Below are 20,387 nucleotides of genomic sequence, written 5' to 3' on the forward strand. Positions count from 1 at the left end.
CGTCTCACCGCGGCCGTCGACGCTCGGTTCTGGAGTGAATCGTAGAAAGTCCCCCGATGCAGCTGATCAGCGTTTCAGCCAGCCCGCGACGGTGGCCAGGTCTCTGGTGTAGGCCATGAGAGTGTCGTCGTGGTAGAGCGCACCGCCGCTGATCGCGTCGGATCCCTGCCAGATCACGTGAACGCGCACGGGACTCCGCGTGTAGTAGTCGGTGCGGTCGGCGTCTCTGCGGTGCCATCCGGCCTGCATGGCGAGCTCGGATAGCTCCTCGCGCTGGACGGTTGCAGTCATGGGGTACTCCTCCTGGGTCGCCCGGTACGTTATCCGATCCGCGACGCGAGCCTGCGAAAGGATGTGCCGATGATCGAACTCGAGCCCCAGGCGTTTCGGACCGCCGCCCGGCCGTGACCGCGTTCGCCGTTCCGACGATCGGCGTCGAGGAGGAGCATTTCCTGCTCGACCCCGAGAGCCGGCTGCCGCATCCGGCTGCGGACAAGGTGGTGACCCGCGCCGCGGTCCAACTGGGCGACCAGGTTTCCGGGGAGTTCACCGAGCACCAGATCGAGGTGAAGACACGGCCGTGCGGGGACGCGCATCGGTTGCTCGCCGAACTGAGGTGGCTGCGCGCCACTGCCATCGACGCAGCCGTGACCGAAGGCGTGCTGCTCTGCGCCTCCGGCACGCCGGTCCTCGCCGCTGACAGCCCTCCCCCGCTCGGTGATCATCCGCGGTACCGCGCCGGGCGCGAGCAGTACCGCGCAATGCTCGACGACTTCGCGGTGAACTCGATGCACATCCACGTCCATCTGCCCGATCGTGAATTGGCCGTGCGGGTCGGCAACCACATGAGGCCGTGGCTGCCCCTCCTCATCGCGTTGAGCGCGAACTCGCCGTTTCACCACGGCAGCGATACCGGATACGCCGACTGGCGCGCTGTGATCAGAAGCCGTTTTCCCTGCCTGGGTCCGCCGCCGTATGCCGAATCGCTGGCCCATCACGAACAACTCGCAGCCGCCGCCGCGGATTCGGGCGCGATGCTCGACGCGTCCCTGCCGTTCTGGGATGTCCGGCTGAACCCGCGACTGCCGACCCTGGAGATCCGGACCATGGACGTTCCCGCCGACGTCGAGGACACAGTCGCGTTGGCCGTGTTGACCAGGGCGCTGGTGCTCACGGCCACCGCGAAGGCCAGCGCCGGTGATCCCGGCCCCCGGCTGAGCAGTGAAATTCTCCGAGCCGCGTACTGGCGGGCGGCCCGCGACGGCTGGTCCGGTGCCGGGGTGGACGCGCTGACCGGGCATACTCTGTCCGCGCCCGCGCAGGCCGCTCGGCTGGTCGAGTACATTGCTCCCGCGCTGGAAACCTGCGGGGACACGTCGACCGTGTCTGCGTTCTTGGACCGCCTCGCCGCCCGAGGCACGGGTGCTGAACTGCAGCGCGCTTCCGTCGCGCGTCGCGGCATCGTCGCCGATGTGGTGGACGACCTGGTGGCGCTTACGGCGCGAACGTGATGACGAGGACGTCGCGCCGCGCGGGCCGGGCGGCATCTCGCGGACGGATCGGTGAGACGCCGTGCAGGGTCTTGCGGTCGTCTCCCAGCAGCAGCGTGCCGGGCGTCTCGAGTATGGCCGACAACAGGTGTCGGCCGTTCGCGCTGAACACCGAACTCTCACCGCCTACCGCATTGTCGCGACTGACGAGCAGCGAGCTGACCAGCGTGACGCCGTCGCGATGCAGTCCCTCAGGTGTGGGTTGGCCGGCGTCGCCCGCCGAGGCGAGCACCCGGAACGGGGTGACTTTCACGCTCCATCGTTCGACGTCGTCGAGCGCCGTGGCCAGTTGTCCCAGCAGGGACAGAAGGCTCTGCAGGACAGGGTCGTCGACGAACTCCTCGGTCAGCGGTTCGAAGTGACGGTCACGTTCGATGTAAAGCGGGTTGGAATTATCGGGCTGCACGAAGGCGCCGTGCGGAAGCGGTTCCAGACCTCCGTCGGCGGCGGTGAAGCGGAAGTGTCCGTAGCGGCGCAGCCGTCTGGTGCCCAACTCGGCGGCGTAGACATCAGGTGCCAACTCGTTCCAGTGTCGACCGAAGAGTTGCCACGCGCCTGCGTCGATGCCGAGCGTGCCGTTCAGTTCGGCGGGCCGCATCAGGTAAGTGCCGACAGTACGCAAGCGCTGAGCCGCGCTGCCGACGTACGCGGTGGTCATAGCATCGCATGGGTACCTGCCAGGCGACGCGGTTAAACCGGTGAACCGGCGAGCGTGCGCCGAAGCAGGTGCATGGCCACGGTCGTGGAGCGCTCCCGCACGTCGGCCCGATTGCCCGGCAACCGCATGGTTCGCACAACGGTTGGGCCGTCGGCGCGCTTCACGCAGAAGCACACCGTGCCCACGGGCTTGTCCTCGGACCCGCCGCCCGGCCCGGCGATGCCGGTGGTCGCGACCGCGGTGTCGGCGCCGAAGCGGCGCAGTGCGCCGTCGGCCATGGCCTGCGCCACCGGCTCAGACACCGCTCCGTGGGCGTCGAGCAGCGCGGGGTCGACCCCGAGCAGGTCGGTCTTGGCCGCGTTGGCGTAGGCGACCACACCGCCGGCGACGTAGGCCGACGATCCGGCGAGGTCGGTCAGCCGGGCCGCGACCAGTCCCGCGGTGCACGATTCCGCGGTGGCGATGCGCCGCCCGGTGAGCAATCGGGCGACCTGTTCGTCGACGGTCGTGCCGTCCTCGGAGAACATGTCGTGGCCGTGCCGCTCACGCAGCAGCGACATCAGGTTCGTGTAGACCTCCGCCGCGTCGGGTTCGTAGCGGGTGACCACCTCGAGTTCACCCCTGCGCAGACAGGTGGTGATCTCGAGTCGCTCGAACCCGTCGACGTCCTTCTCGGCGTCGCGCAGGGTCTCGGCCAGGCCGGACTCGGGCAGTCCGAACATCCGGACCATTTCCTGGCGGTACGTCGTGCGACCCGCGATCGCCTCCTGCACCGCAGGCGTCTCGAGGGCCGACGGCCACATGGGCTGCAGCTCGCGTGGCGGCCCGGGCAGCACGACGACCGTCGGCGTGCCGGGGACCACGACGCCCGGCGCGGTGCCCACCGGGTCGATGATGTGCGCGCCGGCCGGGACGAGAGCCTGCTTTCGGTTCGACGCGCGCATCGCCTCGGCATCGACGTTCGGGAACCGCGCCATCAGCCGTTCGATGATGGCGGCAATCTTGTCTTCGAGAACGTTGTCCAGCACCAACTCTCGGCCGCAGAATCGGGCCACGACCGCGACGGTCATGTCGTCCGCGGTCGGACCGAGGCCACCACTGGTGACGATCAAGTCCACGCCCTCACCGGCCAGGAACCGCAGCTGCGCTTCGATGTCTTCGGGCCGGTCGCCGCAGATCGTGATGTGGGCGAGTTCGACGCCCAGTTCCAGGAGCCGATCGGCCAGCCATGGCCCGTTGCGGTCCTGCACCCGGCCCGTGAGGACCTCGGTCCCTGTCACCACGATGCCCGCGCGTGCGCTCACGACGTACGACACTACGCACCGCGGACGCGGATGCCGCAGCCCGGTAATGTCGTTCTCCGTGACTGCGCCGAGGTCGTTACGGGAGCTGTTCGATCAGCTGGGCCTGACCGAGGCACCGTCTGACGATGACACCGTGGTGATGGTGATGCCGGTCGACGAGCGGACCACCAACACCGCCGGCGGACTGCAGGGCGGGCTGATCGCCACCATGGCCGACGTCACCGCCGGGCAACTCGCCGCGCGAGCCACCCCGTTCGGTCACGCGATCGCGACCACCGACCTGTTCATCCGCTATCTGCGGCCGATCAAAATCGGGCCCGCCCGCGCCGTCGCCCGGATCCTGCGACAGGGCAAGCGATCGGTTGTCGTGCAGGTCGACATCTACCGCGGCAACGACGACGAAGTCGGTGCCACGGCCACCGTCAACTTCGCCGCTATCGACTGACGGGCACGCTGAAGCCGTTGCGGCATAGTCGAAGTCGACGGTGCGGACGTTCCGCTGCGCGGCTACTTGTGCGGCACGTCGTTGACCAGGCCGCCGTCCATGACGAACTCTGCTCCGGTCGAGTACCGCGATTCGTCACTGGCCAAGAACACCACGAAGGTCGCGACCTCTTCGGGCTGACCCGGACGGCCCAGCGGGATCCGGAGCATGTTGTCGGGGAAGTGCTTGGTCATCGGGGTCCGGATGAAGCCCGGGTGCACCGAGTTGACCCGAATGTTGTGGGGACCGAGCTCGAGTGCCGCGGATTTGGTGAGCCCGCGCACGGCCCATTTCGACGCCACGTAGGGATGCACCATGACCGCGCCACGCAGACCTTCAATCGATGAGACGTTGATGATCGAGCCGCCCCCCGCGGCCTTCATCGCCTCCACCGATGCCTGCATGCCGAGGAATGTTCCGGTGAGGTTGACGTCGATGACCTTCTGCCACTTGGCCATGTCGAACTGACCGATCTGGCCCAACGCCACCGTCCCTGCGTTGTTGACCAGGACGTTGAGCTTGCCGAACTCGCTTACCGCGGTGGCGACAGCGGCCTCCCACTGGTCGGCCTGGGTGACGTCGAGGTGGACGTAGCGTGCAGCGTTCCCGATCTCGTCGGCCAGGGCCTTGCCCTTCTCGTCGAGGATGTCACCGATCACGACCTTGCCGCCCTCGGCCACCAGCGCCCGCGCATCCGCGGCGCCGATCCCCTGCGCGCCGCCACTGATCAGTGCCACTTTTCCGTCCACACGTCCCATGGGGCGTCAGGCTACCGCACGGATTTGGGAAACTAGAACTTGTTCCAATTTCGATGTGCAGCACGCATACTGCTGGCCATGGCTATTCGTGCGGCGCTCATCGGAACCGGCAACTGCGGCAGCCTCGCGCTCAGGCAACTCGTCGAGGATGCGCGGTTCGACCTGACCGGCGTGTGGGTCTCCTCTGCCGCCAAGGTCGGCAAGGACGCGGGTGAACTGGCCGGGCTCGGAGTGACCACCGGCATCACTGCGGTCAACGATCTCGACGGCATCATCGCCGCCAAGCCGGACTGCGTCGTGTACTGCGCGATGGGTGACACCCGGCTGCGCGACGCCATGGCCGACGTGCGCAAAATCCTTGCCGCGGGGATCGACGTCGTCGGCTCCGGGCTCGGCGTGCTGCAGTATCCGTGGCAGGTGATCCCGGACAAGTACATCCAGCGTGTCGAAGAGGCTGCGCGCGAGGGTGATTCGACGGTCTTCTTCACCGGCGTCGATCCGGGGTTCGCGACCGATCTGCTGCCGTTTGCGCTCGCGGGGACCTGCCAGAGCATCGAGCAGATCCGCACCATGGAGATCGCCGACTACGCGACGTACGACGGCGCGACCGTGATGTTCGAGGTGATGGGCTTCGGCAACGAGATCGGCGACCTTCCGATGCTCTACCAGCCGGGTGTGCTGTCCATCGCGTGGGGAACCGCGATCCGCCAGCTTGCCGCCGGGCTGGGGATCGAGGTCGACGACATCAAGGACTCCGTCGAGCAGGAGCCGGCACCGGAGGACTTCGACGTGGCGGTCGGCACCATCAAGAAGGGCACCGTCGCGGCGGTGCGGTTCCAGATCGAGGGGATGGTCGGTGGCAAGCCGGCGATCGTCGTCGAACACGTCACCCGGTTGCGGGGCGACCTGCGCCCCGACTGGGCCCAGCCCGCCCAGCCCGGCGGGTCCTACCGCGTCGAGATCACCGGCGAGCCGTCCTACACGATGGACATCTGTCCGACCAGCCGCAACGGCGATCACAACTACGCGGCGATCCTCGCGGCGGCAGGCCGCATCGTCAACGCCATCCCTGACGTCGTCGCGGCAGCGCGCGGCATCCGCACCACTCTTGACATGCCGCTCGTCACCGGAAAAGGGCTGTACGCCGCTCAGTAGGCTGGAGCGCGTTATGGACGCGCAACCGGTGACTCCGGACCCGATCGCCGAGATCGCGGCGAGTCCCGCCGGACCCCGCGTCGGTGCGTTCTTCGACCTCGACGGGACACTGGTCGACGGATTCACCGCCACCGCGCACGCGGCCGACCGGATCCGACGCAGGCAGGCACGCGTCGGCGAGGTGCTTGGCGTCGTGGAGGCCGCGTTGCGATACCGGTTGGGCCGCATGCAGTTCGAGCGGTTACTCACCCGGGCGGCCGGTTATCTCCACGGTGAATCACTTGCCGAACTCGACGATCTCGGTGAGCGCCTGTTCGCCGAGCGGATCGCGGCGCGGGTGTTCCCCTACATGCACGAGATCGTGCAGGCGCACCAGGAGCGCGGCCACACGGTCGTGCTCAGCAGCTCGGCGCTGACGATTCACGCCGAACCGGTGGCCCGGTTCACCGGCATCAACCACGTGCTCTGCAACCACTTCGAACTCGACGACGCCGGGTTGCTGACAGGCCGGATCGCTAAGCCGATCATCTGGGGCCGCAACAAGTCCACCGCGGTGCAACGCTTCTGTGAGGCGAACGGCGTTGAGCTGCAGCGCAGTTACTTCTATGCCGACGGTGACGAGGACGCGGTGCTGATGGCGCTGGTCGGCAATCCACGTCCAGTGAACCCGCGGTCGGGCCTCGCCGCGATGGCGGCCGAGCACGGCTGGCCGGTGCTGCGCGTCGAGGGATCGGGAACGCGCAAGCGCGTGTCGTTCCGCCGGTTGATCGGGTACGACTGACGGTCTGACAGAGTCGATGCCATGAGACGTGTGCTGGTCACCGGGAGCGCAGGACATCTCGGCGAGGCGCTCTTGCGGACGCTGCGCAGCCGCGAGGTCGACGCGATCGGTCTCGATGTCCGTTCGTCGGACTGGACCGATGTCGTGGGATCGGTGACCGACGCCGGTCTGACGCGTGAGCTCATGGCCGGAGTGGACGTGGTACTGCACACGGCCACCCTGCACAAGCCGCAGGTGGCGTTCCAGCCGGCTCAGGCGTTCGTCGACACGAACGTCTCGGGCACGCTGACGCTTCTCGAGCAGGCCGTGGCCGCCGGCGTCGCCGCGTTCGTGATGACCTCGTCGACAACGGTATTCGGCGATGCGCTCGTCCCCCCACCAGGTGAGCCCGCAGCGTGGATCGACGACTCGGTGGCGTCGGTGCCCAAGAACATCTACGGGGTCACCAAGGCCGCCGCCGAGGACCTGTGCCACTTGGCACAACGCAACGACGGCCTGAACTGTGTCGTCCTGCGCACGTCGCGGTTCTTCCCGGAGATGGATGATTCTCCGGATGCCCATTACGGTCGCGACGACGAGAACGTGAAGGCCGACGAATATGCCTACCGGCGCGTGGCGCTCGACGACGTCGTGAGCGCGCATCTGCTCGCCGCGCGACAGGCACCGGAACTCGGCTTCGGCCGCTTCATCATCTCGGCCACCACACCGTTTCGGCGCGAGGATCTCGCCGAGTTGCGCACCGACGCCGCGGCGGTGTTCCGCCGTCGGGTGCCACGGGCCGCCGCGGTGTGGGCGCAGCGGGGCTGGCGGTTCCCTGCCAGTGTCGACCGCGTGTACGTCAATACCCAAGCCCGGCACACGCTGGGCTGGCGGCCGTCGTTCGACCTCGACTCGGTCGCCGCGATGGTCGCCGAAAGCGACTCGGTGCGCACTCCCCTGTCGACACTCGTCGGTGCGAAGGAATACCTCGGCAGCACCTACCACGATGGGCTGTTCTCACCACGTCCATCCCCATAGACTCGCGAGAAATGGCTACTCTCAACAGAACCGCGCACCTCGGCATTTATGACACGTTGGCCGACTGGGAGGTCGGTTATCTGCTGGCCGAATTGCGCACCGGCCGGTTCACCGGCACGCGCTACGACGTTGTCGCCGTCGCCGAGTCTCGTGAACCGATCACGACGATGGGCGGGGTACGGATGCTCCCCGACGCGTTGATCGGCGAGGTGGGTCCCGCCGACAGCGACCTGCTGATCCTGCCCGGCGGCGAGATGTGGGACGACGGTCAGGGAGAAGCGTTCGCGGCGGCCGCTCGCCGTTTCCTCGACGCCGGCGTTCCGGTGGCCGCAATCTGTGGCGCGACGGCGGGCCTAGCCCGCGCCGGACTACTCGACGAGCGCACACACACCAGCGCCGCGGCCGAGTACCTCGCGGCCACCGGGTATTCCGGCGGCGCGCACTATATCGACCAGCGCGCAGTCGTCGACGGCGACCTGATCACCGCCGGCCCGCAGTCGCCGGTGCAGTTCGCCTGTGCCGCCATGGGCCGGCTCGGCCTGGCGTCGCCGGCGGTGCTCGAGGCCTACGAGGGGTTGTTCGCCCGGGGTGACGCCGGTGCGTTCCCGGTTCTCGCGGCGGCGCAGACATGACGGTGAACGACATCTGCGCGGTGGTCGCGGCGAGCGATTACGACCGGGCGCTGGCCTGGTACACCCGAATACTCGGGCGCGGACCGGACCTCGAACCCATCGACGGGGTCGCCGAGTGGCAGCTGACCGCGACGGCATGGCTGCAATTGATCGAGGACGCCGACCGTGCGGGCAGGTCAGCGGTTAGGTTCGGCGTCGACGACCTCGCCGCCCAGATCGCCAGCCTCAATGAACTCGGGGTCCCCACGGGAGAGCCCGTCGTCATCGCCGACATGGTCAGGGTGCTCGACATCGCCGATTCCGAGGGCAACGAAGTGTCGTATGTCGAAGACATCACCCCAACTGGCACCGCGAATGCGGCGGAGGGCTAAACTAGAACACGTTTCAGTTCTGAAGCGGCCACGAAGGAGCAGGGATGCGCACGCCCATCTGTAACGACCTCGGCATCGAATATCCGATCTTCGCGTTCACCCACTGCCGCGATGTCGTCGTCGCGGTCAGCAAGGCCGGCGGGTTCGGCGTGCTCGGCGCGGTCGGCTACACCCCCGATCAGCTCGAGATCGAGCTGAACTGGATCGACGAGCACATCGGCGACCACCCCTACGGCGTCGACATCGTGATCCCGAACAAATACGAGGGCATGGACTCCGACATGTCGGCCGACGAGCTGACCAAGACACTGCAGGACATGGTCCCGCAGGAGCACGTCGACTTCGCGCGCAAGATCCTGTCCGACCACGGCGTCCCGATCGAGGACAGCGGCGCGGACGCGTTCCAGTTGCTCGGCTGGACCGAGGCGACCGCCACGCCGCAGGTCGAGGTGGCGCTGCAGCATCCAAAGTGCACGCTGATCGCCAATGCGCTCGGCACGCCGCCGCCCGACATGATCAAGCACATCCACGACGAGGGCCGAAAGGTCGCGGCGCTGTGCGGGTCGCCTTCGCAGGCGCGCAAGCACGCCGACGCCGGAGTCGACATCATCATTGCCCAGGGTGGCGAGGCAGGCGGCCACTGCGGTGAGGTCGGCTCGATCGTGTTGTGGCCGCAGGTGGTCAAGGAGGTCGCACCGGTGCCGGTGCTCGCCGCGGGCGGTATCGGCAGCGGTCAGCAGATCGCCGCGGCGCTCGCGCTCGGGGCGCAGGGCGCGTGGACCGGTTCGCAGTGGGTGATGGTCGAGGAGTCGGAGAACACGCCGGTCCAGCATGCCGCCTACGCCAAGGCCAGCAGCCGCGACACCGTGCGCAGCAGGTCGTTCACCGGTAAGCCGGCCCGCATGCTGCGCAACGACTGGACCGAGGCGTGGGAAAAGGAAGACAACCCCAAGCCGCTCGGCATGCCGCTGCAGTACATGGTGTCGGGCATGGCCGTCGCGGCCACGCACAAGTACCCCAACGAAACGGTGGACGTCGCGTTCAACCCGATCGGTCAGGTCGTCGGCCAGTTCACCAAGGTCGAGAAGACATCGGCGGTGATCGAACGCTGGGTGCAGGAGTACCTCGAGGCGACGGGTCGGCTCGAAGAGATCAACGAGGCCGCCACCGTCTGACGCCCTAGGTCACGGAATCGGCTGACCGCCCGCGCGGATGGTGACCTGACCTCTCGTCACGTCGGCAAATCGAGATCGCGGGCGCGGTGGCGAGGGGTTCATCTGCAAGATAAGGCGGGGCGGGTTCGTATTGCAGGTAGCGTCGCACCGCGCGGGCATGATCGCGGCCGTGAAGCCGACCGACAAGCCACAACGCGCAGTCAATCCCTGCGGAAACACCTTGACTGGTGAGAAGGTTGCCGTCTACGACGTATCGAGCGTCACGTACCACCGTGACCTCACCGCGTGACTGAAGTTGCTCCTCGTATTTCCAATGAGTGGCCACCCGGTGCCCGCGCGCGGGGCCGGCGGCGTGGAGCAGGAACGCTCCCGTGCAAACACTGACCACCCAGGTTGCCTCTCGAGCGGTGTTCGTAACCCACTCTCTTGTAGTCGAATTGAAGGGTTCAACCTCGCGAGCACCGCGGCCGCCAGGCACCAGCAACACGTCGAGCTTGGGGTGGTCATCGACGGTCCAGTCGGGCAACACGCGCATGCCCTTACTGCAACGGATCGGCTCGGGGCGCTCGGCGATCAACACCGCGGTGTCAGCGTGATCACGGATCATCGACGAGACGGTGAAAACTTCCCAAGGACCAACAAAGTCCAACTCCTCTGCTTCGTTGAAGATGAATAGTCCATAAGTCGTCATTTTTGTTCTCCTGCAACAGCATCTCGGCACCGCACCCGATCGTCAGACTGAGATCGAGACGGCATTGAGCAGACGTCCACTAGTCGGTCAGCACTTTGGCGATCGGCTCACCCTTTGCACATCCTGAGGGCATGGCGAAGATCGCACTACCGGTGTGCTGAATGAGTCCGTTCAAAGGGTCGTTCGCCAGCGCGCGCTGCGCGGCGATGAATTGAGCGGGCGGATCATTCATGTAAGCGGCGAAGAGCAGTCCGGTATCGAGCTGGCTATGGCCACCGTGGGCGTGCGCGGGGGTGTCGGAGGCATGAACGTGGGGAGGGACGGGCACCGGGTCGGGCGTGCCGCCCGCATTCGCGATCAATGTTCCGTAGTCGTAGTTATATGAGCGACGCAGCATCGCAAATCCATGAACGAGGCGGATATGGGCGTTCTTTGGAATCACTGGCTCTCCATCCGAAGCGCGTGCTTGGAGGTCGACCGCATCAAATTCGTCGACGCCTCCCAGGGGGGCGCCATCGGCGCGCTGGCGTCCAATGATACGGTCCTGCTCGGCGAGCGGAAGCTGGTCCCAGTCGGCGGTCTTCATCCGAATTTTTCGGAAGACCAGGTAGCTGCCGCCGTGAAACCACGCCGGTTCATCGACTGAATCCACCCATACCGACCGGTTGAACTCGGCTGTCCCCGGCCGCGGGTTTACGGTTCCATCCTTGTGGCCGAGGAGGTTTCGCGGGGTGCCTCCTGCGGCTGGCCGGCTGAGAAAGCCATACTGCGTCCAGCGCATCCGGGCTAAGCCTGGCATACGTGCGCGCAAAGCCCGAAATGCGTGGCTCACCACCTGCGCATCGTCGGCACAAATCTGGACCAGCACATCGCCGTCACTCCATGCGGGATTCAGTGTGTCGCCGAGAAATTCAGGTAAGGGACGCAGATGCTTGGGTCGCTGGGAGTCAAGGCCCATCCCGTCGCCAAACACACCGGGCCCTAATCCGAACGTAACCGTGAGGCGGGCTGGATCAAGACCTGCGCCAACGTCGGTGTCCGCACTGAATCCCGGCGTTAAGCCTGCCGGCTGTGGGGGTGGATTCCCCGCAGTTATCTCCGCGGCGACGGCGCTCCACACGTCGAGCAGCTCGCGCAGATGCTCCTTACCGGATTTGGCGAGATCACATGCGAGAAAAAGCGCATACGCCTGCTGGTCACTCGCGATCCCACCCTGGTGCGGTCCCTGGAAAGGCTCCATCGGAGGACTTCCACTTTCCTGATCGAAGCGTGGATCTTTGCTGGCGATGATTCCGACTGACGTTGCGCCCGCAGCGATCACTGCCGACCCGATTAGTCCACGCCGTGACATCCGAGCGCCGATGCCAACGAGCCGACTACTACCTCCAGTAGTAGAGCGTTCCATGATGATCCTCACCGTAACTGGATGATCGACAAGCTTCAACAGTATTGAAGGAATGCCATGGATATGCGTCGTATGGCGTGCGCGGTTGAGAGAATGGCCACATGACGATCCCGAAGGACCGCATGGCCGCGCCGGTTTCCAGCCCGTCCATCGTAGTGCTCGCGGTGGCGCGACAAGTCGAGAACGAACTGAACCAAGCGCTGACCGATCTCGGTCTGACTGTCACGAAGCTGGGTCTGTTAGGCCATATCGCCGGCATGCCCGGAGTGTCGTTCAGCGAACTCGCGCGTATGTCAGGCACCACAGTCCAGAGTGTCCATACGGCCGTGAAAGCTCTTGCTAGCGCAGGCTTAGTGCAGGACCGAACTGCTAGGCCGGGGTCGTCTTCGACCATCGTTCTCACGCCGAGAGCACGTCGACTTCTACAAGCGGCACGCGATGTAGTGGCAGAGGTTGACGATCGAGTGTTTGGGAAAGCCACTGATCCTCTCTTGCGGCAGATCGGCACCGCAATCCAGTCCGCAACGGCGGATGACGTCAATAAGTGAGCAGCGTGCGCCCGTTGATCGACAGCTTCAGTTGTCAGGCATACACCGGGTCACTTGTCGCTTCCCCGGAGCAGCCGTTATCCTTCAGGTGTACTGAAGCTAGACGGGGAAGTACCGGTTCAGATCGACAAGGAGAGTTGCATGACGACGTCACGACGTGCCGCACTAGGCTTCGCACTTGCTGGCGTCGCTATGAGCGTGACGCAGATCAGCGGATCAGCGTCTGCCGCGCCGCCGCCATCACAGAACAACTCACTTGCGTTGCCCGATACACCTTTAACGAACACCGTTCTGGAGTTGATCGACCGGCACCTTCAGCCGGCGGTTCGAAATCACAGTCTCCGAGGATTTCTGTTCGGCCGCGAGCGGGCGACGGCGAAGGGATTGCGCCCCAACGCGGACTATGACGAGGAGTTGATGTTCCTGATCTGCGCGTTGCACGACATCGGCCTCGCCGAGGTGGCCAACGGCGACCAAAGATTCGAAATGGACGGCGCCGACTACGCGGCCAACTTCCTTGAAGCCAACGGCGTCACCGATGCCAGGGTGGATGCCCTGTGGGATGCTATTGCTGCCCACACTTCTGGACTGAGCCAGTCCCCCGTCTACCGGCGCCGCCGGTCACCGGAGATTTGGACGGCGGTGGACGGCATCGCTCTCGACCTGAGTGGCAGTGCCGCAGACTTCCCGGCCGGGTTTGCTGATCTTGTCCATGCCGCGTACCCACGTCTCGGTGGCGCACCTGCGCTATTTGACGTCATCAAGTCAGTCGCGATGGCGAACCCGATGAAGGCGCCACCCGGCACACTGCCCGGCGAACTGGTGCGTGCACGCCACCCCGAACTGTCGCTCCCGACGATCGAGCACTACATTTCCGCCAACGGATGGGGCGAGTAGCCCAGCCCGGTACGCGACCCACTTGCGTAGGGCTGGCTCGACAGAATGGTCGCGTCGTCGCCTTCGGATCCAGCGCAGTTGCCCACAAAATGCCTTGCCATCGGCGCTGAATGAGCAGGTCTTAGCGACCACCGCCGGGCAGCTCAGCCGGTAAATCGTTTGAGCGCCCGGCGGTGTCGTGCGTGACACGGCTCAGTGGGAGAAGAACGGATCGTCGAGTACGTACAGCCAGCGGCCATCACTCTGTCGCCGCGCGATCTCAGTGGTCGTGGTGACAAGCGGTTCGCCGTCCGGACTGCCGACCACTGTCGCGTCGTTGGAAATCAGCGCCAGATCGCCGGCCACCCGAATGCGTCGCAGCTTCAGGTCGATCGCCGCGCCACTCTTCATCATCGAGTCCAAAGAGTCTGCGATGGCGTCTTTTCCGGTTATCGTGCCGGTAGGGCTGGGCGCATACAGCGCCGCTGGCTCGTACAGCGACCGCAATGTATCTAGATCCCGAGCTGTGAAAGCAGCCATGAACTGCTCCGCTAGTTGGTCGGGGCTTTGCGGGCCATTTCGTTCTGCCGCATCTGCATCCGGTTGATCGTCCCAACCCGCTGCTTCGATCAAATCGAACCAACTCACCGGGTCGGCACGGTAGAAAAGCTGGTGCCAATGCCCGGGAAGACTGAGCGGGCTGCCCTTAGCGGGATTGCGATGCACCTGTTCGGCGACCGTCTGCGCCAGCGCATACCCGATGTTGTGGCGGGGCCAGCGGTCATGAACCCGTTCGGCGAATTGATCTGTCAACAACTCTCGGCCCAGTCCCAAGATGTCGGCCCCGGTACCCATATGTGTGATCGCCTCCACCGGACCTAAACGAGCCGCGATGCCTTCGCTGCTGTGTAGCGCGATGGCGTTCCAGACAGTCCTTGCGCGTCGTTCGTCGACATCGTGATCGCGTAGGAACTTCAACGCCGCATCGGCGCCGTCGACCTCGAACCTCTGGTTTCCATTTGCGTGCTCGGTGGCGCCGAGGTCGTGCAGGATGCAGCTCAGATAAACAAGTTCGTCGTCGAAGTCTCTATCGGGACGCAGTCCTGTCGCTGCCGCGAGCTTGCGACCGAAAAGGTAGGCGCGCACACAGTGGTTATAGAGAAACGCCGGCGAGATGTCGGCGACGAATCTGTCTGCCGTAACCGCGATTTCAGACGTTGGGAATGTGAACTCAGACCGATCCAAATTGGCTTTCATAGTGATCCTTTCATTGGAAGCACCCACAGTCTGTGGTGTTGAAGGCCTTCAGCACAGTGGCCATAAAGCCAACTCTTGCTAAGATCTAGCCATGTCGGTCGTCGTCGCTGTACTTGGTCTCGACAACGCGATCGGGTTCGAATTCATGATCCCGGGGCAGGTGTTCGGCATGGCTAACCTGTCTGACAGCACTGACCGCTGGGACTCAAGCACGGCACTAGATGCGCCGGTTCGCGGGGAAACTGCTGTGCCACAACGCTACGAGGTGCGGCTGTGCTCGCGCCGACAATCCTTCACGACCGGTGGCCGCTGGGGAGAGACAAAGATTCGCACGCCGTTTGGGCTGCAGGCTGCTACTGACGCCGACATCGTTGTCATCCCGGGGACGGAGAGCTTTCTCGACACACCTCACCCGGAAGTCTCAGAAGTACTCAGAGAAGCTGTGGGCCGGGGGGCCCGCGTCGCGGCGGTATGCGTGGGAGCTTTCACGGTAGCCGCCGCCGGTCTGCTCGACGGACGGCGGGCGACTACGCATTGGCTGTGGGCATCCGAGCTCGCACGCCGTCACCCGTCAATCGATGTCGATTCCAGCGTTCTATTCGTCGACGACGGAAACACCCTCACTTCTGCCGGGATGGCTTCAGGTATCGACCTCTGCCTGCACTTGATTCGGTCCGATGCGGGCGCAGAACTGGCCGCCCGAACCGCGCGCCGGTTGGTCGTTCCCGCCTGGCGAAACGGCGGCCAATCTCAATACGTCGAGCACCTTGATCCAGTGGACACTTCGAACACCCTGCAATCAACCATCGAATGGATGGAAGCCAATTTGTCGTCTCCGCTCAACTTGAAGGCCATCGCCGAACAGGCGTCTATGAGCGTGCGAAGTCTCAACCGTCAGTTCCGAATTCACGTCGGCACGACGCCCCACCAGCTTCTGTTGCAGATGCGAGTCGATCGCGCACGCCGGCTCCTGGAATCGACACGGCTTCCACTTGATCGGGTAGCCGAAGAGTCCGGCTTCGGATCGCAACCCTCCTTGCGCTACCATTTTTCCCGCGCCGTGGGCGCCGCACCACAGAACTACCGATCTACTTATCTCGACCGCGTCGGACGGCACGGTCCGAGCGCAGCTCGCAGTCACCAGTCGTGAAAGCCGTGGTGCCTTCCATTCCGCCAGAGAACATTCGGTGTGATTAGGCGTTGACGTCGGATGGATGAGTTGCAAGCGGTACCACGGTGAGCTCCATGTATGGATACAAGGGTAGGGCGGAGAGTAGTTGGTGCAATTCGTCGTTCGAGTCGACGTCGAAGACCGAGAAGTTGGCGTACTCTCCCACGATCCGCCAGATGTGCGGCCACTTCCCCGCGCGCTGCAACTGCTGCGCATATTGCTTCTCTTGCATGACGATGTCGGTTCGAGTCTTTTCATCAAGACCCGGTGGTAACCGGACATCCATGCGCACGTGATAAAGCATCGGTCAATCGTCTATCGCGTCGAGGGTGAAGTCGTACACCACTTTCTGACTCCCGTCAGGTTGGACTGTCGGGTTCAGCATCAGCTCCGGTTTCACCGCCGACGCGATGTCGTCGTTGAGGTGTGGATCACCCGGGAAGTACAACTGAGCGGTAAGCACCTCGTGCCGGGGAGCGGATACCTTGACATGGAGGTGCGCCGGACGCCAGGCGTGCCAACCCGCGGCCGAGATGAGTTTTCCGCATGAGCCGTCAGTCGGAATCTGATATGGCGCTGGATGAATCGTGGTGATGGCGAATTCGCCGTCTGAGCCGATCGAGAAACTGCCGCGAAGATTCCACTCCGGAATGCCTGGTGCGAACTGAGAGTAATAGCCGTCCGAATCGGCTTGCCAGAGTTCTAGCTTGCCGGCCAATGGGCGGCCGTCGGTGGATCGAAGAGCCCCCTCCCATACCAGGGGTTCACCCCGCTCGCCATCGCGCATCGGAAGCGTGGCACGGGCAGCCAGCTCGGGGGCACCGGGAACATAGTATGGGCCTTCGATGGAGCCCTTACTGCCGTGCCGGTGTCTAGTAGCGACCTCCTCCACCACATGCTCCAACCAAACGTCAAGAAACAACGGCCATTCGCCGTCCTGGCCGACTTGGATCAGCCATGCCTTCAACACGTTGTACTCGGCGTAGCTGACATCATGTTTACGAATCGTCGCGCGGACGGAATCGAGGACTTCGCAAGCGAGCAAGTTGACTCGCTGCTTGGCCGTGTTCTGAACGGTGGTGAACGGAGATTTGTCGGTGCGAAACCGCTCCGTCGCCGAGGCGCCGGAACCCGCAGCGGTCGCCTGACCGGGAATGGCTACGTCAGATCTAGTCATGTTCGCTCTCCTCGTTGGTGTCGCTGGCACTGTTAACAATCGATGCGGTACCGGTTGAGCTTCTCGGGGTCGATCTCCACGCCGATCCCTGGTCCTGAGGGCACCGGGAGCACCCCGTCTCGAATCTGCAGCGGCTCCATTAACAGGTCATCGCTCATGTCGAGGAAGTTCGACAACTCGCCGGCGCGCCGTGATGTCAACTGGTAGGCAGAGCCGAAACTGACCGTGCAGGCGGTCCCCAGCTGACCGTCGATCTGATTGCCCATAACCATTTCCACACCGAGGCCCTCAGCCAAGTGATGTACGCGCTGGGAGCGGGTGAAGCCGGTGCGCGCAGTTTTGACGCTCACCGCTGTGGCCGTTCCACTGAGCATGTGGCGCGTGATATCCGCCGGAGTGGGAACCGACTCGTCAGCAACGAATGGGATGTCGAGCTTGCTGACCAGCCACCGCCGGCCAAGCACGTCGTCAGCCGGGCACAACTCTTCGGCGAACACCAGACCGAGATCTGCCATCTCTTTCATGGCTCGCAAGGACTCCGATGCGGTCCAACCGCGATTTCCGTCGACGTAAAGCTCAACGGACTCGCCGAAATGCTGTCTAAGCGCCCGCACGCTGGCGGTGTCGATCGACATCGGACGGCGGCCGATTTTGACCTTGAAGACTTCGATGCCGTACAACTCGCGCATCTGCTCTGCCTCGGCCACGACTTCGGCGGGCTCGGCGAAACCCAGCATGTGGCTGACTCGCATCTGATCGGTGTAACCGCCTAGCAGCTCGCTGACCGAACGACCTAACGACCGGCCCAACGCGTCCCAGATCGCCATATCCAGCGCCGACTTCGCGGCGGGATTGCCGACGGTGCCGGCGAGTCGCGCATGAACGACTTCACGCTGCAACAACGTCAGCCCAATGATTTGGGGCGCGAAAATCTGTCGAATGACTTCGACAATCCCGGCTTGTGTCTCGCCGTAGGTGAACGGCCGAGGCGGTGCTTCAGCCACCCCCACTGCTCCGTCGGAGGTGCGCACCCGCACCAGCACATGGTCGGCAGCGTGAACTTCGCCGGAGGCGAACCTGAGCGGCTTGCGGTAGGGAATTGTGAAAGGGATGGCCTCGATCTGGGTTATCTCCATTAACAACGTCCGCCTACGGCGCACGCCTGCGCCAGGTGCTCTAGTCGAGCGCCAGTCTTGGCCGCCACCTCCTCACAGCCGACACCGGGCGCCAGTTCGACTAGGCGGAATACATCGCCGCCGACGTCGAAGACACCGAGATTGGTGATCACCCGGTCCACCACAGCGCGTCCGGTGAGGGGTAAGTCGCACGTGCACAACAGCTTCGGTTGAGCAGCCTTCGTGATGTGATCCATGACAACAACTACACGGTCGGCGCCGTTGACCAAGTCCATGGCGCCGCCCATGCCCTTGACCATTGCGCCGGGAACCATCCAATTGGCGAGGTCACCGTTCACCGCCACCTGCATGCCACCGAGGACCGCGACATCGACGTGGCCGCCGCGGATCATCGCGAAGCTTGTGGCGGAGTCAAAATAGGACGCACCCGCTACCACTGACACAGTCTGCTTTCCGGCATTGATCAAGTCCGGATCAACTTCGTGCTCATCGGGGTACGGGCCGACGCCCAGAATGCCGTTTTCGGCGTGCAAGGTCACGGTCAAACCTGGCGGCAGAAAGTCCGGGATCATAGTCGGCAATCCGATTCCGAGGTTGACATAGTCGCCGTCACAAAGCTCTTGGGCAGCCCTTGCCGCCATCTGCTCATGGGTCCAGCCCATCACCGCTCCCCTGGCGTTGAAAATCCACTCGATCAATCGTTTTGGGCCGCGTCATGCGTTTTTCTATAAGTTTGCGGTTTGCCTGTTGTGGAGTCAGCGCGACGACTCGCTGGACGAAAATGCCCGGCAGGTGGACATCGTCGGGACCCAAGGCCCCGACTTCGACAATGCGCTCGGCCTCGACCACGGTCACACGACCTGCCATGGCAGCCAGCGGATTGAAGTTGCGTGCCGCTGCGTGGAAACGGCAGTTTCCTGCTGCATCGGCGACGGCCGCACGCACGAGCGCAAAGTCGGCGCGGATAGCCTCCTCGAGCACCATGTCCTTGCCGAGGAATCGGCGGACCTCCTTCGGAGGCGACGACACCGCGACGCCGCCGTCAGTGGTGTAGCGCCAAGGCAGTCCGCCATCGGCGACGAGAGTCCCGATACCAGTGGGCGTATAGAAAGCCCCGATTCCGCTGCCCCCTGCCCGCATCCGTTCGGCCAGCGTGCCTTGCGGGGTGAGCTCCACTGTCAGTTCACCGGCGAGGTACTGGCGAGCGAACTCCTTGTTGTCGCCGACGTACGAGGCGATGACGCGACTGACTCGGTGCTGTTCCAACAGCAGGCCTAACCCTGCTCCATCTACCCCGCAGTTGTTGGACACGATGGTGAGGTCACCCGCGCCCTGCTCGAGGACTGCTTCGATCAGATACCACGGTATTCCGGCCAGGCCGAATCCTCCGACTGCCAGACAGGCACCGTCGAAAACATCGGCGACGGACTCCGCTGCCGACTCGATCAGTTTGGTCGCCGTCACGCGTGCTCCAGGTGTGCGAGCACGGCCTCGTTGATGACTTGGGGACGCTGGACATTGGCCAGGTGAGCGACATCGGGGATGACGAGCAACTTGCCGTTCTGCACGCCGTCGGCGATCTCGGTGAGTCTGGCCGGCGGCGTGGCGGTGTCGTCAGCACCGGCGATGGCCAGAGTGGGCGCGGCGATCGATGCCAAGTCGCTGTGCAAGTCCAGGCCGGCGATCGCCTCGCAACAGGCCGCATATCCCTCGGCCGACGTCGAGGCGACCATCGCCGCGTGCGATGAACGCAACCCTGGATGTCGAAACAGAAATTCGGAAGTGAACCAGCGCTCGACGACCACGGCCGCGACGGCGGCGCTTCCATGCGTCCGCACTGCTTGAGCGCGCTCGGTCCACGCGGCTGAGGGTTTCAGATCCGCGGCAGTGCATAACACTGCGAGCCGATCCACGCGCTCGGGTTTGCGGGCCGCAACTCGCAGCGCGGTCATACCGCCCAGCGACAACCCGACCAGGTGAGCGCGCGTCACGCCGGCCTGATCGAGCAATGCGACTAGGTCATCGGCCAGATCATCGATCGTGTACGGGCCGAACGGAACCGGTGAGGCTCCGTGACCGCGGGTGTCATAGCGGACCACCCTGAAATGCTTCTCGAGAGCTTCGAGCTGGGCATCCCACATTCGATGCGTCGTCCCGAGAGAGTTCGACAACACGATTACTGGGCCGTCGGGATTTCCCGTTATCACCGCATGCACGCTCACTGCAGGCATCGATGCACCC

At 64.5% G+C, this 20,387-nt stretch carries 24 protein-coding genes; 11 read left to right on the forward strand and 13 right to left on the reverse strand.

The window, feature by feature from the left end; all coding sequences use genetic code 11:
* Positions 1 to 66 precede the first annotated feature (66 nt).
* On the reverse strand, positions 67 to 291 hold the full coding sequence (locus tag N4S67_RS25885) for a hypothetical protein (protein ID WP_260995911.1): 225 nt from the start codon (positions 289 to 291) through the stop codon (positions 67 to 69).
* A 113-nt stretch (positions 292 to 404) separates the two neighbouring features.
* On the opposite strand from N4S67_RS25885, the gene N4S67_RS25890 reads away from it, so the two are divergent.
* Positions 405 to 1,511 (forward strand): carboxylate-amine ligase, encoded by a 1,107-nt coding sequence (locus N4S67_RS25890; RefSeq protein WP_260995912.1) that lies wholly within the window; start codon positions 405 to 407, stop codon positions 1,509 to 1,511.
* Here N4S67_RS25890 and N4S67_RS25895 read toward each other — a convergent pair.
* A complete protein-coding gene (locus N4S67_RS25895) occupies positions 1,495 to 2,208 on the reverse strand; it encodes a 2OG-Fe dioxygenase family protein (protein WP_260995913.1) in 714 nt (237 codons plus the stop codon). The two genes, N4S67_RS25890 and N4S67_RS25895, sit on opposite strands and share 17 nt — an antisense overlap.
* Before the next feature lie 32 nt (positions 2,209 to 2,240).
* Positions 2,241 to 3,512, reverse strand: coding sequence for a competence/damage-inducible protein A (locus N4S67_RS25900; RefSeq protein ID WP_260995914.1), 1,272 nt, complete (start codon positions 3,510 to 3,512; stop codon positions 2,241 to 2,243).
* Between the two features lie 58 nt (positions 3,513 to 3,570).
* Here N4S67_RS25900 and N4S67_RS25905 point away from each other — a divergent pair, with 58 nt between their 5' ends.
* On the forward strand, positions 3,571 to 3,957 hold the full coding sequence (locus tag N4S67_RS25905) for a PaaI family thioesterase (RefSeq protein ID WP_260995915.1): 387 nt from the start codon (positions 3,571 to 3,573) through the stop codon (positions 3,955 to 3,957).
* A gap of 62 nt (positions 3,958 to 4,019) precedes the next feature.
* On the opposite strand, the gene N4S67_RS25910 is transcribed toward N4S67_RS25905, so the two are convergent.
* Positions 4,020 to 4,754, reverse strand: coding sequence for a glucose 1-dehydrogenase (locus N4S67_RS25910; protein WP_260995916.1), 735 nt, complete (start codon positions 4,752 to 4,754; stop codon positions 4,020 to 4,022).
* 78 nt (positions 4,755 to 4,832) lie between these two features.
* Between N4S67_RS25910 and N4S67_RS25915 the strand changes: the two genes are divergently transcribed.
* From N4S67_RS25915 to N4S67_RS25940, 6 genes are read left to right on the forward strand one after another with little or no spacing between them, the layout of a single operon-like run.
* On the forward strand, positions 4,833 to 5,909 hold the full coding sequence (locus N4S67_RS25915; RefSeq protein WP_260995917.1) for an NAD(P)H-dependent amine dehydrogenase family protein: 1,077 nt from the start codon (positions 4,833 to 4,835) through the stop codon (positions 5,907 to 5,909).
* A gap of 13 nt (positions 5,910 to 5,922) precedes the next feature.
* Positions 5,923 to 6,690, forward strand: coding sequence for an HAD family hydrolase (locus tag N4S67_RS25920; RefSeq protein WP_260995918.1), 768 nt, complete (start codon positions 5,923 to 5,925; stop codon positions 6,688 to 6,690).
* A 21-nt stretch (positions 6,691 to 6,711) separates the two neighbouring features.
* Positions 6,712 to 7,707, forward strand: coding sequence for an NAD-dependent epimerase/dehydratase family protein (locus tag N4S67_RS25925; RefSeq protein ID WP_260995919.1), 996 nt, complete (start codon positions 6,712 to 6,714; stop codon positions 7,705 to 7,707).
* 11 nt (positions 7,708 to 7,718) lie between these two features.
* Positions 7,719 to 8,339: a DJ-1/PfpI family protein gene (locus N4S67_RS25930; protein ID WP_260995920.1), complete on the forward strand. Its 621-nt coding sequence runs from the start codon at positions 7,719 to 7,721 to the stop codon at positions 8,337 to 8,339.
* The gene (locus tag N4S67_RS25935; RefSeq protein WP_260995921.1) at positions 8,336 to 8,710 is read left to right on the forward strand and encodes a VOC family protein; all 375 of its coding nucleotides are present in this window, start codon (positions 8,336 to 8,338) and stop codon (positions 8,708 to 8,710) included. The genes N4S67_RS25930 and N4S67_RS25935 overlap by 4 nt, the downstream gene beginning before the upstream one ends.
* A gap of 44 nt (positions 8,711 to 8,754) precedes the next feature.
* Positions 8,755 to 9,885, forward strand: a complete 1,131-nt coding sequence (locus N4S67_RS25940; RefSeq protein WP_260995922.1) for a nitronate monooxygenase — start codon at positions 8,755 to 8,757, stop codon at positions 9,883 to 9,885.
* 4 nt (positions 9,886 to 9,889) lie between these two features.
* On the opposite strand, the gene N4S67_RS25945 is transcribed toward N4S67_RS25940, so the two are convergent.
* Both N4S67_RS25945 and N4S67_RS25950 read right to left on the reverse strand, forming a co-directional pair.
* On the reverse strand, positions 9,890 to 10,576 hold the full coding sequence (locus N4S67_RS25945) for a DJ-1/PfpI family protein (RefSeq protein ID WP_260995923.1): 687 nt from the start codon (positions 10,574 to 10,576) through the stop codon (positions 9,890 to 9,892).
* 79 nt (positions 10,577 to 10,655) lie between these two features.
* Entirely contained in the window at positions 10,656 to 11,897 is a 1,242-nt protein-coding gene (locus N4S67_RS25950) for a Dyp-type peroxidase (RefSeq protein ID WP_260995924.1), read from the reverse strand.
* A 185-nt stretch (positions 11,898 to 12,082) separates the two neighbouring features.
* Between N4S67_RS25950 and N4S67_RS25955 the strand changes: the two genes are divergently transcribed.
* On the forward strand, positions 12,083 to 12,529 hold the full coding sequence (locus tag N4S67_RS25955) for a MarR family winged helix-turn-helix transcriptional regulator (protein ID WP_260995925.1): 447 nt from the start codon (positions 12,083 to 12,085) through the stop codon (positions 12,527 to 12,529).
* Between the two features lie 192 nt (positions 12,530 to 12,721).
* On the forward strand, positions 12,722 to 13,426 hold the full coding sequence (locus N4S67_RS25960; protein ID WP_260995926.1) for an HD domain-containing protein: 705 nt from the start codon (positions 12,722 to 12,724) through the stop codon (positions 13,424 to 13,426).
* Between the two features lie 192 nt (positions 13,427 to 13,618).
* On the opposite strand, the gene N4S67_RS25965 is transcribed toward N4S67_RS25960, so the two are convergent.
* Positions 13,619 to 14,662 (reverse strand): DUF4440 domain-containing protein, encoded by a 1,044-nt coding sequence (locus N4S67_RS25965; RefSeq protein WP_260995927.1) that lies wholly within the window; start codon positions 14,660 to 14,662, stop codon positions 13,619 to 13,621.
* Positions 14,663 to 14,753: 91 nt separating this feature from the next.
* Between N4S67_RS25965 and N4S67_RS25970 the strand changes: the two genes are divergently transcribed.
* The gene (locus N4S67_RS25970) at positions 14,754 to 15,812 is read left to right on the forward strand and encodes a GlxA family transcriptional regulator (RefSeq protein WP_260995928.1); all 1,059 of its coding nucleotides are present in this window, start codon (positions 14,754 to 14,756) and stop codon (positions 15,810 to 15,812) included.
* Between the two features lie 43 nt (positions 15,813 to 15,855).
* Here the strand turns inward: N4S67_RS25970 and catC are convergent, their stop codons facing one another.
* Genes catC through pcaD form a run of 6 tightly spaced genes read right to left on the reverse strand, consistent with a single transcriptional unit; the run spans position 15,856 to position 20,377 of the window.
* Complete coding sequence (gene catC / locus N4S67_RS25975; protein WP_260995929.1) at positions 15,856 to 16,137, reverse strand: muconolactone Delta-isomerase; 282 nt, start codon at positions 16,135 to 16,137, stop codon at positions 15,856 to 15,858.
* A gap of 3 nt (positions 16,138 to 16,140) precedes the next feature.
* Positions 16,141 to 17,010, reverse strand: a complete 870-nt coding sequence (gene catA, locus N4S67_RS25980; RefSeq protein ID WP_260996176.1) for a catechol 1,2-dioxygenase — start codon at positions 17,008 to 17,010, stop codon at positions 16,141 to 16,143.
* A gap of 32 nt (positions 17,011 to 17,042) precedes the next feature.
* Positions 17,043 to 18,146 carry a mandelate racemase/muconate lactonizing enzyme family protein gene (locus N4S67_RS25985; RefSeq protein ID WP_260995930.1) on the reverse strand — a complete coding sequence of 368 codons (1,104 nt, stop codon included), beginning with the start codon at positions 18,144 to 18,146 and terminating at the stop codon, positions 17,043 to 17,045.
* Entirely contained in the window at positions 18,146 to 18,808 is a 663-nt protein-coding gene (locus N4S67_RS25990) for a 3-oxoacid CoA-transferase subunit B (RefSeq protein WP_260996177.1), read from the reverse strand. Before N4S67_RS25990 ends, N4S67_RS25985 begins: the two co-directional genes overlap by 1 nt.
* A complete protein-coding gene (locus N4S67_RS25995) occupies positions 18,792 to 19,610 on the reverse strand; it encodes a CoA transferase subunit A (RefSeq protein WP_260995931.1) in 819 nt (272 codons plus the stop codon). Before N4S67_RS25995 ends, N4S67_RS25990 begins: the two co-directional genes overlap by 17 nt.
* Positions 19,607 to 20,377, reverse strand: a complete 771-nt coding sequence (pcaD, locus tag N4S67_RS26000) for a 3-oxoadipate enol-lactonase (RefSeq protein ID WP_260995932.1) — start codon at positions 20,375 to 20,377, stop codon at positions 19,607 to 19,609. Before pcaD ends, N4S67_RS25995 begins: the two co-directional genes overlap by 4 nt.
* Between the last annotated feature and the right edge of the window lie 10 nt (positions 20,378 to 20,387).

It is taken from the genome of Mycobacterium deserti (assembly GCF_025345615.1).
Lineage (GTDB): Bacteria > Actinomycetota > Actinomycetes > Mycobacteriales > Mycobacteriaceae > Mycobacterium > Mycobacterium deserti.